The organism is Kitasatospora sp. NPDC059646, from assembly GCF_042734615.1.
Classification (GTDB): domain Bacteria; phylum Actinomycetota; class Actinomycetes; order Streptomycetales; family Streptomycetaceae; genus Kitasatospora.
Genome location: NZ_JBHWDS010000053.1, coordinates 31,639 through 48,908, shown reverse-complemented (window position 1 = coordinate 48,908; position 17,270 = coordinate 31,639). Strand labels below are relative to the sequence as shown.

Here is a 17,270-nt window from a genome sequence, read left to right as displayed (position 1 = left end):
CGCCCTGACGCGGCGTCCGGTCCGGACGGTCATTCAGCGGTGCAGTCGGCGTGGGGTGGTGAGGTTCCACTCCGCCGGGAGGGGGTTGTCGCAGGCGGCGCAGGTCAGGTCGTCGTCCTTGACCAGATTGAGCTGGCCGCAGGTCGGGCAGCGGCGGAAGAGGAAGGCGTAGGTGAAGGCGTCGGGTCGGGGCAGGTGGGCGTGGTCGAGGGCGGTGGCGACGGCGGACCAGGAGTCGAGGTCGGGGCAGTAGCCGGTGGAGAGGTTGCTGATCTCGGCCACCGCCCAGCGCCCGGTGCTTTGAACGGCGAAGCGGATCTCTCCCGCTGCCAGGACGTCCGCGCCGCCGGCGCAGGCGACGTGCTCGCTGCGGCGCGGGGCCAGCCACAGGGTGCCGGTGAGGTCGACCACGTAGGTGAACGGATCGGTGCGTTCGCCGGGTGGCGACTCGGCCAGCCGGGCGGCCAGTTCGGTCGGGGTACGGACGGCGCGACCGAGGGTGTGACGGCCGGCGCGGGCGAGCAGTTCGGGTGGGCCGAGGTAGCGGAAGGCGCGAGGGGCTCCGGTCACCCCGACACGGTAGGGGCTGCGTCGGCTGCGGTGCGGAGGTGCGGGAGGAAGGCGGTGACCGCCGGGGTGGGGCGGTGGCCTCGGCGGGTCGCGGTGTGGACGTGCCGGACCGGGGTGTCGTCCGGGTGCAGCGGGACGAGGGCGAGATCGGGCCGGGCCGCGCGGGCGGCCAGGGACGGGATCAGGGTGATGCCGAACCCGGCTGCGACCAGGCCGAGTTTGGCCGTCCAACCGGCCACCTCGTATGCGACGCGGGGTCGGAATCCGCTGCGGGCGCAGGAGGCCAGCAGGGTCGATTCGAGGCGGCGGCTGGCGGCGATCCAGGGTTCCTCGGCGAGTTCGGCGAGCCGGAGGCGGCGTCGGCGGGCCAGCCGGTGGCCGCGCGGGAGGGCGACCAGGACGGGGTCGTCGGCGATCCGGTGGAGCTCGAACCGGTCGGTGTCGTACGGGTGTTCCGGATAGGCGGTGACCAGGGCCAGGTCGATCGCGCCGTCGGCGAGCAGGTCGAGCAGTTGCGCCGAGAGCCCCTCGGTGAGGGTCGGCGCGATGCCGGGGTGCGCGGCGCGGAACGCGGCCAGCGCGGCCGGGACGAGCGCCGCGTTGGCGCTGTCGAACGCACCGAGACGCAGGTGGCCGGCGGTGAGGCGGGTCAGGGCGGTGAGGTCGTGGCGGGCGGCGTCCAGCCGGTCGAGCACGGCTTCGGCGTGCGGCAGCAGCGCCCGTCCGTGCTCGGTGAGCCGTACGCCGCGGGCCAGCCGGTCGAACAGCGGTGCGCCGAACTCGTCCTCCAGAGTGGAGATCTGGCGGGACACCGCGGACTGGGTGAACCCCAGTTCCTCGCCCGCGGCCGTGAACGAGCCGAGCCGGGCCGCAGTGCGGAAGACGTCGAGCCAAGCCATGTCCATCATGCATGGCTACCATGCGAGACATTCGTTTGTCGCCTGCCCCGCCCGCCTCTAGCGTGGCGGTCATGGAGATCACGGAGCGCACAGCCTTCCTCGGACTCGGCCGGATGGGCCTGCCGATGGCCCGCCGACTCGCCGGCATCACCCGCGAGTTGACCGTCTGGAACCGGACGCCCGGCCGCGCCGGGGACCTCACCGAGGCCGCCACGCCGGCGGAGGCGGTGCGCGGGGCCCGGATCGTCGTCACGATGCTGTCCGACCCGGCGGCGGTCGAGGAGGTCGCGGCCCGCTTCGTCCCCTCCCTGGAACCGGGCACGCTGTGGATCGAGATGTCGTCGATCGGCCCCGAGGCCGTAGCCCGGCTGCGCGCCCAACTCCCGGACGGTGTGAGCATGGTGGACGCACCGGTGCTGGGCAGCGTCGGCCCCGCCGCGAGCGGCGGGCTGGTGGTGTACGCGGGCGGCGAGGACGCCGAGCTGGACCGCGCCCAGCCCGTCCTGGAACGGCTCGGCCAGGTCGTGCGGTGCGGCGGCCCCGGCCGGGGCGCCGCGCTCAAGCTGGTGGTGATCGGCGCGGTCGTCGCGTCCGTCACCGCGACGGGCGAGGCCCTGGCCGTCGCCGAACGGCTGGGCGTCCCGGACGAGTTGGCGCGCGGCGCGCTGTCGGCCGGGCCGCTGGCGGGCATCATGGGGCGAATCACGACCACGGCCGCCGACTTCCCGATCCGGCTCGCCGCGAAGGACCTGGCCCTGGCCGGCGGCGGACCCGTCTTCGAAGCCGCCCGCGCCACACTGCTGGCCTACCCTGCGCTCGCCGAGAAGGACCTCTCCGAGATCACCACGGCACAGCGTGAGCAGCTCGCCCGGGCGGCAGGCAACTGAGCCACCCGACCGAACGCGGAGCGTCGGCGCGGGAGTTGAGCGAGCAGCCTTCGTGGCAACGGGGATGCCGTTCCGGGCCTGCGGAACGGTCGAAGCCGAGGCACCACCGGAACGCCAGCACCTGGACAACGGGGCCAACCGACAGCCTGCGGAACTCACCGAGCCACGGCAGGGCGGCCAGGAGGGCGCGGAGCGCGACCCGGAGCGGCGAAGGGTGAACCCGGCCGTACAGAGGCCGAGTTGGACCGCCCCCAGGGCTCAGGCAGCGGCCACGTGGCCGGAGCTCTGGCCGTCCCGAACAGCAGGCGGCACGACACCGCATCCGGTGAGCGCGCCCCCCGCCGAAGAGGACGACACAGGCACAGCCGGTCGGTCGAGCCCCCGCGACACTCGCGCAGAGCGCGGGCGAACACGGCGGAGACGCCCACCAGTTGAGCGAGGCACTCCAGGAACAGCCAGCGGCGCCCGCGGCTACGCGGGCGCCCACGTGGCCGGAGGCACGGCAGCGCAGCAGGTGGGCGCCCATCCGCCGGACAGGACGCCCCAGGCACAGCCGGCCGATTCGAGCCGCCCCGACACTGCCACGGCACTCCCGCAGAGCGCGGGCGAACACGGCGGAGACGCCCACCAGTTGAGGGAGATATCCCAGGAACAACCGACGAACGCGACAGCCGGCAGAACACACAGCTGAGCGACTCGGGCGAGGGCAACCCACTTGGCCGAGATTCTGGCCGACCTGCGCGGCGGCCGGCACAGCGCCGCAGCCGGTGAGCGCCCCTGGGCCGGACAGGACGACACAGGCACAGCCCGGCGGCGCACGCGGCTACGCGGACCGGGCGCGGGCGGCCACGTGGCCGGAGGCACAGCAGCGCAGCAGGTGAGCGCCCATCCGCCGGACAGGACGCCCCGGGCACAGTCGGCCGATTTGAGCCGCCCCGACACTGCCACGGCACTCCCGCAGAGCGCGGGCGAACACTGCGGAGACGCCCACCAGTTGAGCGCGACGCCCCAGACGCAGCCGGCGGAGCACGCGGCTCGGGCGCGGGCGGCCACGTGGCCGGAGGCGCAGCAGCACAGCAGGTGAGCGCCCCTCCGCCGGACAGGACGCCCCGAGCACAGTCGGCCGACTTGAGCCGCCCCGACACTGCCACGGCACTCCCGCAGAGCGCGGGCGAACGCGACCGCAACGCACGCAAGTTGAGCGAGGCACCCCAGGAACAACCCGCGGAGCACGCGGCTACGCGGCTCGGGCGCGGGCGGCCAGGAGGGCGAGGAGCGCGACGGGGGCGGTGAGGAGGGTGAATGCGGCGGCGTAGGCGGCGAGTTGGGTGGTGCCGAGGCTGAGGCAGGTGTTGAGGACGGCGGAGGCGAGGGCGAGGACGGCCACTTGGCCGAGGTTCTGGTTGGTCTGCATGGCGCTGCTGGTGTGGCCCTCGCGGCCGGCGGGGCTGTGGCCGAGGGAGAGGACGGTGAGGGCCGGGGCGAGCAGGCCCATGCCGAGCGCGGCGATCGGCATCGCGGGGGCGGCGGTGAGGGCGGGCACGGTGGGGTGGGTGCCGAGTACGGCGAGGGCGACGGCGGCGGACATGACCAGGGCGCCGAGGACGACCACCCGGTGGCGGGGGACGTGCTGGAGGAGCCGGCCCTGTGCCCAGGAGCCGGCCGCCCAGGCGATGGCCGCGCCGGTGAAGGCGAAGCCGCTGACGACCGGGTCGACGTGCCGTTCGGTGAGGAGCAGCAGCGGGACGTACGCCTCCAGGGTGAAGAACGTTCCGGAGGAGAGGCCGCGCAGCAGGACGGTGGTGGGCAGGCCGCGCAGGGCGCGCCAGGTGCCGGCGGGGAGCAGGCGGGGGGCGAAGCCGATCAGCAGGGCGGCGGCGAGGGCGACGAACAGCAGGTGGCGGGCGTCCCGGCCGGAGACGCCGTACTGGCCGAGGGCGGCGGCGACGCTGACCACGGCGGCGATGAACAGCGGCGGGCGGGGCGGGCGGTCGTCGGGGGTGCGGGGTTGCGCGTGGCGGCGCAGGACCGGGACCAGGAGGAGGGCGGGCAGCGCGGTGAGGGCGGCGAGTCCGTAGAAGACGGCGCGCCAGGACCAGAGTTCGGAGACGAGTCCGGCGACGGGCGGGCCGACCAGGGAGGGGATCACCCAGCAGGCGCTCATCAGGGCGAGCACCCGGGGGCGGAGCCGTTCCGGGTAGGCCTGACCGATGGCCGCGTTGACGGCGACGGCGGACAGGCCGGCGGCGAGGCCGTCCAGGAAGCGTCCGGCGGCGAGTTGCCAGATGGAGGTGCTGGCGGCGGAGACCAGCAGGGTGAGCACGGTGAGCACCACGCCGGCGGCGAGCGGGTCGCGGGCGCCCGAGCGGTCCGACCAGGTGCCGCCGAGGACGCCGCCGAGCAGGCTGGCGGCCACGAAGCACCCGGCGACGAGCGGGAACAGGGCGACGCCGTGCAGGTCGGCGGTGGCGGTCGGCAGGGTGGGCACCACGGCCAGGGCGGCGAAGCCGGTCAGGAACATCAGGGCGGTGAAGCAGGCGGTGACGGCCCGGTACTCCCGGGCGAAGATCCCGTCCACGGCGCGGGCTCCTTCGGCTTCGACGACAGGCGACAGGCGGCAGGCGGCAGGCGGCAGGCGGCAGGCGGCAGGCGGCAGGCGGCAACCCCCAAAGGTCTCTACCAATAACGGCTCCGCGCAAGCGAATATCGGGGTCGCCGCACGAGGCGCCGTCAGCAAAGGCTCGGCAAACGGAGCTTGGCGCGCGTCCCGGCACTGACTAGGGTCGCCGGGCACCCATCGACGCCCACCCACGGGGAGACACTCATGACCGCTGCCAGGCCGCCGCTGCCGGACGCCTTCCTGCGACCCGTCCCGACGTTCACGCTGACCAGTTCGGAGGTGACCGACGGGGGCCGGCTGGGCGAGGAGCAGGTCTACCAGGGCGGGAACCGTTCGCCGCAGCTCAGCTGGTCCGGCTTCCCGGCGGAGACCCGGAGCTTCGCGGTGACCTGCTTCGACCCGGACGCGCCGACCGGCTGCGGCTGGTGGCACTGGCTGCTGTTCGACCTCCCGGCGAGCGTCACCGAGTTGGCGTCCGGCGCGGGCACCGGCGAGTTCCCCGGCCTGCCGGCGGGCGCCGTGCACGGCCGCAACGACTACGGCACCCGGGACTTCGGCGGCGCGGCCCCGCCGCCCGGCCACGGCCCGCACCGGTACGTGTTCACCGTGCACGCCCTGGGGGTCGACTCGCTCGGCCTGGACGCGGACACCTCGGCGGCGGCGATCAGCGGCACCCTCGGCTTCCACGCGCTGGCCCGCGCCACAGTGGTCGCCGAGTACGAGAGCTGACACCCGGCAGCGGATCCGGCGGGCGGGCGCTCGTCCACAGCCCTGTGGACAACCTCCCGCCCGTCGGCCCGGCCGTCCACAGCCTGTGCACAGCGGACCGGCGGCCGGGGACGGGGACGTCGCACCCGCACCCCGGCGTCAGGCGTCGCCCCCGGGTGCCGCCCTCAGGCGTCGAAGTCGTATTCGAGGATGTACGAGGACGAGTCGAGCACCATGGCGTTGAACTCCACCGCCTGGCCGTCCTCGGAGAACGCGGTGCGGTGGACCAGGAAGACCGGCGTGCCGGGGGCCAGGGCGAGGCGTTCGGCCTCGTCGCCGGCGGGCATCCGGGAGCGGATGTGCTCCTGGAAGTGCACCGGCTTGTGGCCGAGTTCGGCGAGCCGGGCGTAGGTGCCGCCGGGGCCGGTGTCCGGGTCGGTGATCCGGCTGCCGGCGACCAGCGCGGCGGGCAGGTAGGACTCGGAGAGCAGCACCGGCTTGCCGTCCAGCACGAAGCGGCGGCTGCGCACGCAGGCGGACTCGCCGGGCTTGAGGCCGAGGACGGCGGCGATCTGCTCGGGCGCCTCCCGCTCGTCGACGGTGAGCTGGTCGACCGTCAGGTCGCGGGCCGCTATGTCGGCGGACCAGACGGAGGCGCCGCTGCCCCAGTTCCGGCCGGACAGCCGCTGGATGCCCCGGCGCCTTATCGGCCGGAACTCCCGCACGAACACGCCCACGCCCTTGCGGGCCTCCGCGATCCCCTCGGTCTGCAGCACGCCGAGCGCCTGACGGGCCGTCATCCGGGCCACGCCGTACGTCACCATCAGGTCGTTCTCGCCCGGGAGCCGGTCACCGGGTCGGTAGCGGCCGGAGTCGATGTCGCGCTTGAGGTCCTCGGCGATCCGCTGGTACTTGGGCTGGGTGGCGCGGGGGTGACTGGTCATGGCGGCGGGCTTCCTTCCCCTCTCTAGACATCCTACGCACGGTCCACCCCCTGGTGCATTGACATCTCTAGAGATTTCAGCTTGTCTAGAGATGCTTGGATCTGACATACCCTCATATCGGCTGCCGAGTCTCCCGTCATCGAGCGTTCATCGAGCGAATCCGCGTGAGGAGTCCGCCGTGTCCGTGCACCGTCGATGGTTCTCCCTGCCCCGCGAACCCGCCACCGTCGCCGCCGGACGACGCAAGGTCCGCGCCCTCATCACCGCCTGGGGCGGCGGCCCGCTGGACGAGGACACCCAGTTGACGGTCGACCTGGTCACCTCGGAACTCCTCGGCAACGCCGTCCGCCACGCGACCGGCCGGGCCGTCACGGTCGGCGTCCACGCCGACCCGCTGCACCACCGGGCCGTCATCGAGGTCTACGACAGTTCCCCCGCCCTTCCGGTGGCCGGCCGGCCCGACCAGGACTCCGAGTCCGGCCGGGGCGTCCTGCTGATCGCCGAACTGGCGCTCGCGCACGGGGTGATCCGCAAGCGTTCCGGCAAGTGGGTGTGGGCCGAGATCGCCCTGCCGGGCGGGCGGATCGCCCGGCAGGGGTGGTGGCCGACCCAGGGCCCGACGGACGGCACGCGGCCCCGGGACCCGGCCGACCGCCTCGCTCCCGGGGCCATCACCTGCCGCTGAGCGGCAGCGGCCAGGCAGTCACGCGGCCGGGCGATCAGGCGGTCACGCGGTCAGCCGGCGGTGGAGCTCCGCCGTCCCCCGGCCCAGGGTCCGGGCGGCGAGCCAGGCCGCGGCGCCGGCGCCGTTGCGGGCGGTGGAGACGGCGGCGTCCGGCCAGCGGGCGGCCAGGCGGGGCCGCAGCCGCACGGCGAGCTCGGTCTCGGAGGCGAGCAGGCCGCCCGCCAGGACCAGTGGCAGCGGGGAGTCGGGTTCGCGGACCAGGGCGAGGGTGTCGATCAGGTGGTCGGCGGCGCGCTCCACCAGTGCGACGGCGGCGGGGTCGCCGGCCGCGGCCCGGTCCAGGACGATCGGGGCCAGCCGGGCCAGCCGGGCGGGGGCCTCGGCATGGGCGGCGGCGATCAGCGCGGAGCGGGGCTCGCTCCCCAGGCCGTCCGGCCCGACCAGGGCCTCCGCGATCGCGCCGGCCAGGCCCGGCAGCCGAAGTGACGGCCCGTCGTGCGGCAGCGCGCGGTCCACGGCGGTGAGGGCGGCGGAGACCGCCTCCCGCCCGAGCCACAGCCCGGAGCCGCGGTCGCCGAGCAGCCAGCCGTGGCCGTCGGCGGTGCGGCGCAGGGCGTGGTCGCGGATCTCGGCGGCGATCGCGCCGGTGCCGCTGAGCAGCAGGGTGCCGTCGGCGGCGGCGGTTCCGGCGGCGTGCGCGAGTTCGGCGTCGCCGACCAGCCGCGGGGTGACGGTCAGGCCGACGGCGGGCCAGAGCGCCAGGACCTCCGGCGGGGCGAGCGAGCCGCCGGCCAGGCCGATCACTCCCGCGGCGACCCGGCCCGGGTCGAGCGCGCCGAGTGCGGTGCGGACCGCCCCGCCGATCTCCCGGACGGCGGTCTCCGCCCCGTGCGCGACCGGGTTGCCCCCGGCGCCGTGCGCGGTGCCGAGGATCCGGCCGTCCAGGGTGGCGACCAGGGCGCGGGTGCTGGTGCCGCCCACGTCGAGGCCGAGCACCAGTGGTTCCGCCGACGCGTCCTGACGGCCTGTCATGCGGTGCGGCGGATGCGGCCGGCGTACAGCGCTTCGAGCTTGCTGTTGTGCTCGTCGCCGCCGGGGATGTTCGCCGAGAGGTAGACGGGCGGGACGCCGCCGGCCTCCTCGACCCGGCGGATCACCTCGGCGACGATCTGCTGGCCGAGCAGCGCGGCGGTGATGGAGGAGATGCCGCAGGCCCGGCCGCCGCCCGCCATCGGCAGGACGGCGTCGCCGAACGGGGCGCCGTTGTCCAGCACCACGTCCGCGTAGTCGCGCAGCCGCAGGCCGGAGGGGTGCTTGGGCTGGACGCCGGCGGTGTGCTCGGCGGAGGTGACGACGATCAGCGGGTGGCCGTTCTCCTTGGCCAGCCGGGCGAGTTCGACGACGCAGCCGTTGACGCCGGAGTTGGAGGCGAGCAGGAAGACGTCCGACGGGTGGGGGTCGGTCAGCTCCCAGAGCAGGGCGGCGGATTCGGTGCCGCGCTCCAGTTCGGAGCCGGCCAGGATCTCCACCGGCCGGCCGCCGAACAGCACCACGTCGCGCAGGGCGATCCGGTTGCTGGGCACCAGTCCGCCGGCCCGGCCGGCGATCTCCATGGCGAACGCCTCGGAGTGGCCGGTGCCGAACGCCTGCACGATGCCGTCCGCGGCCAGCGCGTCCGCGATCAGCTCGGCGGCCCGGGCGACGCCCTCGGCCTGGGTGCTGCTGACCTTGTCGATGGCGGCGTGGGCGGCGGCGACGAAGTCGGCCGCAGAGGGGCTGGGCACGGGAACCTCCAGGCGGAGCACTGTGGGACGGCTCACATGGTCGGGCCGCGCCACCGCCGCTGTCAACGACAGGACTAGACCAATCGAGGAGTCGTCGGATCCGTGGCCCGCACACCCGCCGCAGCCCGGCGGCCGGCCGGGCGAGCGGAAATTCGCGGGCGCGCAACGGCGGGGCCGGGACAGGATGAGGGCATGGAAGAGGTGCCGACGAGGCAGGTCAGAGCCCGGTACGACGAGGAGACGGTGACGGTCTACCAGGTGTTCCGGCCGGAGATCGGCGACCCGGCGGTGGCCGACGGGCGGTTCCCGGAGGCATTCGGCCACGACCGGATGACGTGGATCAAGCCGTCGTTCCGCTGGCTGATGCACCGCAGCGACTGGGCGCGGAGCCCCGGGCAGGAACGGATCCTCGGCGTGGTGATCAGCCGTCGGGGATTCGACGAGGCCCTGGAGTCGGCCGTGCTGAGCGGCTACAAGCCGGGGCTGCACGCCTCGAAGGCGGAGTGGCAGCGGGTGCTGCGGCGCAGCCCCGCCCGGGTGCAGTGGGATCCCGAGCGGGATCTGCACCTGCGGCCGCTGCCGCACCGGTCGCTGCAACTGGGCCTGGGCGGGGAGCTGGTACGGCGCTACGCCGAGGAGTGGCTGGTGCGGATCGAGGACCTGACGCCGCTGGCCCGGGAGTTGCACGCCACCCGGGACGCCGGGCTGCTGCCGCCGGAGCGGCCGTACCCGGTGCCGGCGGGCGCGGCCGCCCGGCTGGGCGTGACCGGCTGACGGAGGGCCGCCCGGATCGCGGGCGACCCTCCGTCAGCGCTCCGGATCAGCCGTGCAGGTAGACGATGCCGAGCTTGGTCAGCTGCCAGTGCTGCGCGGCGGAGCCGTTGTCGGCGGCCAGCTGGACCAGGGAGTTGCCCTTGGCGTCGGTCTTGGCGGAGGCGGTGGCCAGCTTGGTCGGGTCCTGGGAGTCGGCCAGCTTGTAGGTGCCGTCGCCGACCGGCTGGAGGATCCAGTGCTGGTTGCCGCCGCCGTTGCAGCGCCACTGCTGGAGCTGGGTGCCGGGGGCGGTGGAGGCGCCGGAGGCGTCCAGACACATGTCCCGGTTGCCGCTGAAGTCGAGTTCGAAGGAGCCGCCGGCCTTGACCTCGAACACGAAGGACTGGTTCAGCCCGCCGCCGGCCGGGTAGGTGATCGCGGCCCGGCCGTTGGTGGAGTCACCGTAGGTGCCGCCGCCGGACAGGTCGAGCACCTTGCCGTCGGCCTGGTTGGTGAGCTGGTACCAGGCGCCGTCCTCGGGGGTGTCCGGGAACGGCTTGCCGGGGGTGAGCGCGGTGATCGACGTCCAGTTCTGCTGGTTGAGCGAGCAGAACGCCTGGGCGAGCCCGGGCTGCTGGTAGAACTGCCGCAGGCAGTTCGCCTCGGCCGAGTACCCGGCGACCCGCAGGTGGTAGGACTGCCGGACGTTGTTCATGCACAGGCCGGGGATGGAGATCGGGGTGTCGCAGCCGTTGCGGGTGCTCTCCGACAGGTCGATCACGTCGCCGTTGGTGAACTCGTACGGCGAGCTGGTCCACTCCGCGCAGACCTCGTGGCCGAAGGCGACCCGGCGCTGGTCGAGGTAGCGGACGCCCGGCACGCCGGAGGCGGCCTCGCGCAGCGCGTCGCTCAGGGTGGGGACGACCCAGTTGTGGCCCCAGGCGAGGTCCTCGGGGAAGGCCGGGCAGCCGTCCGCGACCTTGCCGGCGTAGTCGTTGCGCCGGATGTCGGGGGTGATCGGGTTGAAGTACGACTGGTAGACCAGCTGGTAGGAGTCGTCCGAGTAGCCGGCCTTCCGCATGGTGTTGCGGATGTTGGTCAGCGCGGCCGTCACCTTGGGCTTGACCCCGGCGGCGCGGCGGGCGATCTCGGCGCTGCCGATGGTGTCCCGGCAGCCCTGGGACTGCGGGATCGGGAAGTACTGGGCGAGGCAGGACATCATGATGCCGGCGAAGTCGAAGTCGTCGTTGGCGCCGATCGTGACGACGACCATCTTCACGTCGTAGTCGGCGGCGGTGGCGGCGAGTTGGACGTCCTGCTTGGGCTCGCCGAAGTCGCCGCTGCCCGGTCCGGTGATCTTCGCCAGTTCGGGGTCGCTGACCAGGTCGCCGGTCTGGGCGCCGGAGCAGGCCAGGTCGATCGGGGTGACGCCGGGGATCTGGGTCACGAAGATCTCGGACTTGGTGGAGCGGTGGCAGTAGTTGGTGGGGCTGTCGGTGCCGGGGACGTAGTCGTCGTTGGTGTCGGTGCCGGCGCCTTCGCCGGAGATCGCGCTGTCGCCGAGCGCGACGATCGCGGCCGGCTTGCCCGCGCCGGGCGAGGCGGCCCGGGCGGTGCCCGCGGTGCCGAGGCCGGAGCCGAGGCCGAGGGCGGCCAGCAGCGCGGCGGTGGCGAGCAGGGCGGGTGACCTGCGGCGGACCGTTGGTGTCCTGGACACTCATGACTCCTTGCGAGGGTGGGGGAACGCCCGGCGGGTACCGGGCGGCGCGGAGCATGGGGGAACCGGGCCGGGGCCCGGTGAACATGAGGCAGGCTCACATGCTAGGTACTGACAGGTAACACAACAAGACTCGTGACAAGCCCCGGCCGGGATTGTCACGAGCCGTCAGGAACACTGCCCCGAAACGCAGTCGAGCCGCCGACCGCACCCCGCAGGGGTGTGGGCGGCGGCTCCGCCGGCTCGGGGCCGACCGTCAGCCGGCGTTGACGCAGGCGTTGCCGAACGCCGGGTTCAGCAGGGCGATGATGTCGATGGTGTTGCCGCACAGGTTGATCGGCACGTGCACCGGCACCTGGATCGCGTTGCCGGAGAGCACGCCGGGGGAGTTGGCGGCGACACCCTCGGCGGTGCTGCTCGCCATGGCGGAGCCCGCGCCGGTGGCGACGATGCCGACGACAGCAGCGCCGACCGCGGCAGCCTTCTTGATGCTCATATGAGTCTCCTCGATAAATCAGATCTTCCAATTGCCGCGCCGGGCTACCGGAAGGAAGCACACGGGACGTGCACTCACCCAACGAAGCCGCTCCCGATCAGTTGCGGAGGGCGCACCGGCAATCACTCGTCCGGAGTAGCCGCAGCATTCGGGTGAACGGCTCCGACCAACGGCGAACTCGCCCGTTTCCCTCGCCGCACTGGTTCGTTCTTCCTGGCGAACCCCGCTCCACCGCACGAGAAATGAGGCTCCATCATGCGCAAGCTCGCCTACGGCGCGTTCGGCACCGCGGCCACCGCGGCCCTGCTGCTCGGCTCCGCAAGCGCCGCCCTGGCCGGGGGCGCCACCGCCGAGGGCGTCGCCGCCAACTCCCCCGGCGTCGCCTCCGGCAACCTGATCCAGGTGCCGATCCACATCCCGGTCAACCTGTGCGGCAACACCATCGACATCGTCGGCGTGCTGAACCCGGCCTTCGGCAACACCTGCGTCAACGCCTGACGCTGCCGGTCCGGCGGTCGCACCGCCCGGCCCACGGGCGACACGCGGACCGTGGGCCGCGTGAGTGACATTCACCGCGCATCCGGAAAACAGCGGGCGATGATGCGATCGCCCGACACCCGACCATCCACCGTCGGGCAGAACGTGAGGAAGAACGCTATGCGCAACTTCAAGAAGGCCGCGGTCCTGGCCGTCGCCTCCGCCGGCCTGGTCCTCGGCTCAGCCGGTCTGGCCAACGCCTCCGCCACCGCCGAGGGTGTCGCCGCCAACTCCCCGGGCGTGCTCTCCGGCAACCTGATCCAGGTGCCGGTGCACGTCCCGGTGAACATCTGCGGCAACTCGATCAACATCATCGGCCTGCTGAACCCGGCGTTCGGCAACATCTGCGTCAACGAGGGCTGATCAGCCCGACGCGGTGCCGCGTCGCACCGCGCACCCGCGCGGTGCGGCGCATCAACTCCCTGTTGTGATCTAGGAGATCAACCCCCATGCAGAACCTGAAGAAGGTCGCCGTCCTGTCCGCCGCCGCCGCCGGCCTGGTCCTCGGTTCGGCCGGCCTGGCCAACGCCTCCGCCGAGGCCGAGGGCGTCGCCGCCAACTCCCCCGGCGTGCTCTCCGGCAACCTGATCCAGATCCCGGTGCACGTCCCGATCAACGCCTGCGGCAACTCGATCAACGTGATCGGCCTGCTGAACCCGGCGTTCGGCAACACCTGCGTCAACGCCGACGTGCCGCCCGCCCCGGTGGGCGACGACTGCTGAGCTGCCCCGGCTGACCGGCAAACCCCTGTGCTGACTGCCCCTCGGCCCTCCGGCCGGGGGGCAGTGTTCGTCCCCGCTCCCCTCACACCGAAGGAATGGCCGATGTCCCGGAAGACCACCGGAGCGCTGGCCGCGCTCGGCACCGCGATGCTGCTCGGCGGCGTCACCGCCCAGACCGCGCACGCCGAGACCGAACAGCTCGGCGGGCTCGCGCTGCCCACCACCCAACTGCAGAAGACCGACACGCAGCAGGCCCTCGGCAGCACCACCGCCGCGCTCGGCTACGCGGTCGCCCCGATCAAGGCACTGCGGCTCGACCCGTGGGCCAAGTCCTCCGCCGACGTGTTCAACAACGGCGTCGCGGTCGTCCCCGACAACGGCCTCGCCCCGGTCGGCACCGCCCCGCTCACCTCCCCGCTGTCCGCCGGCGGCGGCGCGAAGGACCTGCCGCTGGTCGGCCCTTTGCTCGGCGCGCTGCCGGTCTGAGGCGACGCCCGCCCGGCACGCGGACGGCCCGGCTGCTCCTCGCGGAGGCCGGGCCGTCGGCGTGCCGGGCGGGCCGTCGGTGACGGGCCGTCACATCCCCGACTGGTCGAGCGCGCCGGTGAGGGTGCCGACCGGGTTGGCCTGGTTCAGCATCATGCCGCTCATCGAGGTGGTGGTGGCGGCCAGCGCCTTCACCGAGTCGGTGACCGAGATCTGGTCCTGCGCGCCGCCGAGTTCGGCCTTGGCGCCCGGCACCGCCTGCACCGGGGCGGTCACCAGGTGCGGGTCGACCTTGTCCAGGGTCAGGGCGGCGTCCGTCAGCCGGCCGCCCTCGCCCTCCACGAAGGTGACCGGGCGGCCCAGGCCGACCGCCGGGCCGCCCAGGTTCAGCGGGGCGGCCGGGGCGTCCAGGCCGACGGTGCCGAGGGCCGCGCCGCTGTCCGCCTCGGGCAGCGGCAGGGTGGCGCCCAGCGAGGGGCCGAGCTTGCCGCCGTTGAGCGCGGGCAGCACGTGCTCCGGGATCGGCTGGGCCGGGTCCTGGCCGGTCTCGGTCGGCGGCAGCAGCGGCGAGGTCGGGATGCCGCCGTGGATCTCGGCGCCGTCCGCGAGCAGCGGCAGCGCCGAGGAGGCGGTGGAGAGCGGGATGCTGAACGGCACCTCCTGGGTGGCCAGGCCGTTCTCGATCGCGGCCACCTCGGCCGGGGTCTTCGGGGCCGCCTGGGCCACGCCCTGGGCCGCCGCCACGCCGGCGCCGACCGCCAGCAGCAGGGCGCCCGTGGCCCGCTTGGGGAGCTTCATCGTGTTCGCCGTTCGTTCGGGGGATTCCGGTTGTTCCGGTACGCCAGTAGGTCGGTACGTCGTTAATTCCGTACGACTTATTCGCGCTGCGGGCGACCGCAAAAACACTTCGGACGCGTCGCGCGCACCCTGGCGAACGACCCAGCTCCCTTGCAGATAGCGGCAGTTAACCGAAACGGCTGAATAGTCGGACCGGCGCGGGGCGAAACCGACGATCCTCGACGAAATTCCCCGGAACCCCCGTAACTTTCCCGTTCGCCATTCTTTGATCCCGACGACGACGGGGCAGCACCCCTCGAACAGCATTGCAGAGAGGTATCTCCATCATGCTCAAGAAGTCTTTGGCGACCTTCGGCCTGGCCGCCGCCTCGCTGGCCGCGGTGTCCACCCCCGCCGTCGCGATCGGCAACGCGGACGGTGCGACCGGTTCCATCCAGGGCAACGGCGGCACCAACGCCACCGGCACCTGGGGCAACCACAGCCCGAACTTCCACTTCGCCGACAACCCCAACATCTGCCTGCCGGAGATCCACAACATCGGCGTCGCGGTGCTGGGCGTGGCCGTCCCGGTCGAGGTCGACGCGCTCAACAACGAGCCCAAGCAGACCTGCGTGATCGGCCAGAGCACCCAGGGCAACGGTGACGGCGGCGTTTCCCACCTGATCGGCTGACGCACCGCCACTTCCCGGACGCGGGGCCCGGCCCCGCACCGCACGACCCGCCCGGTCCGTTCCCCCGGCCGGGCGGTGGCCCCGGCGCGAGCCACGCGCAGGGGCAATGCTCCACTCCACCAGATCCGAAAAGGAATGACCCCATGATCAAGAAGGCTCTCGCCGCCGCCGGCGTCATCGCCGCCGGTTTCGCCATGACCGCCTCCCCCGCGATGGCCATCGGCGACGCGGACGGCTCCGCCGCCTCGCTCCAGGGCAACGGCGGCACCAACGCCACCGGCACCCACGGCGACAACAGCCCGAACAACCACGTGCTGGACAACCCGAACATCTGCCTGCCGGAGATCCACAACATCGGCGTCGGCGCCCTCATCGGCATCGTCGTCCCGGTCGAGGCCTCCGTCCTGGACAACAAGCCGACCCAGATCTGCAACGTCGGCCAGACCACCCAGGGCAGCGGCGACGGTGGCGTCAGCCACCTGATCGGCTGATCTCCCAGCCACAGCCGACCGCCGGGTCCGGGGCCAACCCCACGGGCCCGGCGGTTCCCTGTCTCCGGCCGCACCCGGTCGTCCGCGGCGCGATCGGGTGATCGGAGCGCCGGTGGGCGCGTGCAGCGCCCCATCAGCCGCATCCCTGTGCTGACGTAGAGCCAGCATCCGACGCAGAGAGGAACTCTCATGAAGAGCAAGCTGGGCAAGGCCGCCGTCACCACCGCCGCCGCGCTCGCCCTGGCCGGCGTCGCCGCCCCCGCCTACGCGTCCGTCGCGGTCGGCGGCGGCGGGAAGGGCGTCGTCTCCGCCGACGAGCCGTTCGTGGCCGGCGGCGGTGGCGGCTTCGCCGCGACCGACCACATCCTCACCGCGGGCGGCGGCGGGGGCTGGGCCACCTCCACCGCGGCCGGCGGCGGCGGTGGCGGCATCATCGCCCTGGGCTGACGCCGCGTCGGCAATCGAAGGGGGCGGGCACCGCGAACGGTGCCCGCCCCCTTCGGCGCGTGCTGCGGGTCAGCGGATCAGGCGGGCGGCCTCGGTGGCCCAGTAGGTGAGGATCTGCTCGGCGCCGGCCCGGCGGATCGAGGTGAGCGTCTCCAGGATGATCCGCTCGCGGTCCACCCAGCCGTTGGCCGCGGCGGCCTCGACCATCGCGTACTCGCCGGAGACCTGGTAGGCGGAGACCGGCACCGGGGAGAGGTCGGCGATCCGGCGCAGGATGTCCAGGTACGCCATCGCGGGCTTGACCATCACCATGTCGGCGCCCTCGGCGAGGTCCTGCTCCAGCTCGCGCAGCGACTCGCGGGCGTTCGCCGGGTCCTGCTGGTAGGTCTTGCGGTCGCCCTTCAGCGAGGAGCCGACGGCCTCCCGGAACGGGCCGAAGAACGCGGAGGCGTACTTCGCGGTGTAGGCGAGGACGCCCACGCCCTGGTGGCCCGCCTCGTCCAGCGCCCGCCGGACCACCGCGACCTGACCGTCCATCATCCCGGACGGGCCGACCAGGTGGACGCCCGCGTCGGCCTGCACCACGGCCATCTCGGCGTACCGCTCCAGGGTGGCGTCGTTGTCGACCGAGCCGTCCGCCGCGAGGACGCCGCAGTGGCCGTGGTCGGTGTACTCGTCCAGGCACAGGTCGGACATCACCACCAGGGCGTCGCCGACCTCGGAGACCACGTCGCGGATGGCGAGCTGCAGGATGCCCTCGGGGTTGGTGCCCTCGGAGCCGACCGCGTCCTGCACCTCGGGGACGCCGAACAGCATGATGCCGCCGACGCCCGCCTCGGCGGCCTCGACGGCGGCCCGGCGCAGGGTGTCGCGGGTGTGCTGGACGACGCCCGGCATCGAGGTGATCGGCTTCGGCTCGGCGATGCCCTCGCGGACGAACGCCGGCAGGATCAGCTCGGCCGGGTGCAGCCGGGTCTCGGCGACCAGGCGGCGCATCGCGGGGGTGGAGCGCAGGCGGCGCGGGCGGACGGACGGGAATTCGGCGGACACTTCGA

At 73.5% G+C, this 17,270-nt stretch carries 21 protein-coding genes; 11 read left to right on the top strand and 10 right to left on the bottom strand.

Annotated features, from left to right (window positions below):
• Window positions 1-33: 33 nt before the first annotated feature.
• Together ACFV1L_RS29465 and ACFV1L_RS29460 are read right to left on the bottom strand one after the other, a co-directional pair.
• The gene (locus tag ACFV1L_RS29465) at window positions 34-570 is read right to left on the bottom strand and encodes a hypothetical protein (protein WP_380371451.1); all 537 of its coding nucleotides are present in this window, start codon (window positions 568-570) and stop codon (window positions 34-36) included.
• Entirely contained in the window at window positions 567-1,478 is a 912-nt protein-coding gene (locus ACFV1L_RS29460; protein ID WP_380371449.1) for a LysR family transcriptional regulator, read from the bottom strand. Before ACFV1L_RS29460 ends, ACFV1L_RS29465 begins: the two co-directional genes overlap by 4 nt.
• A gap of 62 nt (window positions 1,479-1,540) precedes the next feature.
• Between ACFV1L_RS29460 and ACFV1L_RS29455 the strand changes: the two genes are divergently transcribed.
• Window positions 1,541-2,356 carry an NAD(P)-dependent oxidoreductase gene (locus ACFV1L_RS29455; protein WP_380371447.1) on the top strand — a complete coding sequence of 272 codons (816 nt, stop codon included), beginning with the start codon at window positions 1,541-1,543 and terminating at the stop codon, window positions 2,354-2,356.
• Window positions 2,357-3,593: 1,237 nt separating this feature from the next.
• Here the strand turns inward: ACFV1L_RS29455 and ACFV1L_RS29450 are convergent.
• Window positions 3,594-4,877 carry an MFS transporter gene (locus tag ACFV1L_RS29450; protein WP_380371480.1) on the bottom strand — a complete coding sequence of 428 codons (1,284 nt, stop codon included), beginning with the start codon at window positions 4,875-4,877 and terminating at the stop codon, window positions 3,594-3,596.
• A gap of 303 nt (window positions 4,878-5,180) precedes the next feature.
• On the opposite strand from ACFV1L_RS29450, the gene ACFV1L_RS29445 reads away from it, so the two are divergent.
• On the top strand, window positions 5,181-5,705 hold the full coding sequence (locus ACFV1L_RS29445) for a YbhB/YbcL family Raf kinase inhibitor-like protein (RefSeq protein ID WP_380371446.1): 525 nt from the start codon (window positions 5,181-5,183) through the stop codon (window positions 5,703-5,705).
• Between the two features lie 164 nt (window positions 5,706-5,869).
• On the opposite strand, the gene ACFV1L_RS29440 is transcribed toward ACFV1L_RS29445, so the two are convergent.
• Window positions 5,870-6,628, bottom strand: coding sequence for a GntR family transcriptional regulator (locus ACFV1L_RS29440; protein ID WP_380371443.1), 759 nt, complete (start codon window positions 6,626-6,628; stop codon window positions 5,870-5,872).
• 178 nt (window positions 6,629-6,806) lie between these two features.
• On the opposite strand from ACFV1L_RS29440, the gene ACFV1L_RS29435 reads away from it, so the two are divergent.
• Window positions 6,807-7,313, top strand: coding sequence for an ATP-binding protein (locus tag ACFV1L_RS29435; protein WP_380371440.1), 507 nt, complete (start codon window positions 6,807-6,809; stop codon window positions 7,311-7,313).
• Between the two features lie 42 nt (window positions 7,314-7,355).
• Here the strand turns inward: ACFV1L_RS29435 and ACFV1L_RS29430 are convergent, their stop codons facing one another.
• On the bottom strand, window positions 7,356-8,345 hold the full coding sequence (locus tag ACFV1L_RS29430; protein WP_380371438.1) for an N-acetylglucosamine kinase: 990 nt from the start codon (window positions 8,343-8,345) through the stop codon (window positions 7,356-7,358).
• Window positions 8,342-9,097: a sugar isomerase domain-containing protein gene (locus tag ACFV1L_RS29425; RefSeq protein ID WP_380371435.1), complete on the bottom strand. Its 756-nt coding sequence runs from the start codon at window positions 9,095-9,097 to the stop codon at window positions 8,342-8,344. Before ACFV1L_RS29425 ends, ACFV1L_RS29430 begins: the two co-directional genes overlap by 4 nt.
• Window positions 9,098-9,289: 192 nt before the next feature.
• On the opposite strand from ACFV1L_RS29425, the gene ACFV1L_RS29420 reads away from it, so the two are divergent.
• The gene (locus tag ACFV1L_RS29420; protein ID WP_380371433.1) at window positions 9,290-9,871 is read left to right on the top strand and encodes a DUF4291 domain-containing protein; all 582 of its coding nucleotides are present in this window, start codon (window positions 9,290-9,292) and stop codon (window positions 9,869-9,871) included.
• Window positions 9,872-9,917: 46 nt separating this feature from the next.
• Here ACFV1L_RS29420 and ACFV1L_RS29415 read toward each other — a convergent pair whose 3' ends face one another.
• Window positions 9,918-11,567, bottom strand: a complete 1,650-nt coding sequence (locus tag ACFV1L_RS29415; protein WP_380371431.1) for an RICIN domain-containing protein — start codon at window positions 11,565-11,567, stop codon at window positions 9,918-9,920.
• A 256-nt stretch (window positions 11,568-11,823) separates the two neighbouring features.
• The gene (locus tag ACFV1L_RS29410) at window positions 11,824-12,063 is read right to left on the bottom strand and encodes a chaplin (protein WP_380371428.1); all 240 of its coding nucleotides are present in this window, start codon (window positions 12,061-12,063) and stop codon (window positions 11,824-11,826) included.
• 255 nt (window positions 12,064-12,318) lie between these two features.
• On the opposite strand from ACFV1L_RS29410, the gene ACFV1L_RS29405 reads away from it, so the two are divergent.
• The 4 genes from ACFV1L_RS29405 to ACFV1L_RS29390 all read left to right on the top strand — a co-directional run bounded on the left by ACFV1L_RS29405 (window position 12,319) and on the right by ACFV1L_RS29390 (window position 13,808).
• Window positions 12,319-12,561 (top strand): chaplin, encoded by a 243-nt coding sequence (locus tag ACFV1L_RS29405; RefSeq protein WP_380371425.1) that lies wholly within the window; start codon window positions 12,319-12,321, stop codon window positions 12,559-12,561.
• A gap of 159 nt (window positions 12,562-12,720) precedes the next feature.
• Window positions 12,721-12,963 carry a chaplin gene (locus ACFV1L_RS29400; protein WP_380371423.1) on the top strand — a complete coding sequence of 81 codons (243 nt, stop codon included), beginning with the start codon at window positions 12,721-12,723 and terminating at the stop codon, window positions 12,961-12,963.
• 86 nt (window positions 12,964-13,049) lie between these two features.
• Window positions 13,050-13,322: a chaplin gene (locus ACFV1L_RS29395; protein WP_380371421.1), complete on the top strand. Its 273-nt coding sequence runs from the start codon at window positions 13,050-13,052 to the stop codon at window positions 13,320-13,322.
• A 102-nt stretch (window positions 13,323-13,424) separates the two neighbouring features.
• The gene (locus tag ACFV1L_RS29390; RefSeq protein ID WP_380371419.1) at window positions 13,425-13,808 is read left to right on the top strand and encodes a hypothetical protein; all 384 of its coding nucleotides are present in this window, start codon (window positions 13,425-13,427) and stop codon (window positions 13,806-13,808) included.
• Between the two features lie 90 nt (window positions 13,809-13,898).
• Here ACFV1L_RS29390 and ACFV1L_RS29385 read toward each other — a convergent pair whose 3' ends face one another.
• Complete coding sequence (locus ACFV1L_RS29385) at window positions 13,899-14,606, bottom strand: hypothetical protein (protein WP_380371417.1); 708 nt, start codon at window positions 14,604-14,606, stop codon at window positions 13,899-13,901.
• A gap of 326 nt (window positions 14,607-14,932) precedes the next feature.
• Here ACFV1L_RS29385 and ACFV1L_RS29380 point away from each other — a divergent pair, with 326 nt between their 5' ends.
• The 3 genes from ACFV1L_RS29380 (at window position 14,933) to ACFV1L_RS29370 (ending at window position 16,215) form a co-directional block, all read left to right on the top strand.
• Window positions 14,933-15,277, top strand: a complete 345-nt coding sequence (locus ACFV1L_RS29380) for a rodlet layer protein (RefSeq protein ID WP_380371415.1) — start codon at window positions 14,933-14,935, stop codon at window positions 15,275-15,277.
• A 143-nt stretch (window positions 15,278-15,420) separates the two neighbouring features.
• Window positions 15,421-15,768 carry a rodlet layer protein gene (locus ACFV1L_RS29375; RefSeq protein WP_380371413.1) on the top strand — a complete coding sequence of 116 codons (348 nt, stop codon included), beginning with the start codon at window positions 15,421-15,423 and terminating at the stop codon, window positions 15,766-15,768.
• Window positions 15,769-15,957: 189 nt separating this feature from the next.
• Window positions 15,958-16,215: a hypothetical protein gene (locus tag ACFV1L_RS29370; RefSeq protein WP_380371410.1), complete on the top strand. Its 258-nt coding sequence runs from the start codon at window positions 15,958-15,960 to the stop codon at window positions 16,213-16,215.
• A 69-nt stretch (window positions 16,216-16,284) separates the two neighbouring features.
• On the opposite strand, the gene hemB is transcribed toward ACFV1L_RS29370, so the two are convergent.
• Window positions 16,285-17,265 carry a porphobilinogen synthase gene (hemB, locus tag ACFV1L_RS29365; protein ID WP_380371408.1) on the bottom strand — a complete coding sequence of 327 codons (981 nt, stop codon included), beginning with the start codon at window positions 17,263-17,265 and terminating at the stop codon, window positions 16,285-16,287.
• Between the last annotated feature and the right edge of the window lie 5 nt (window positions 17,266-17,270).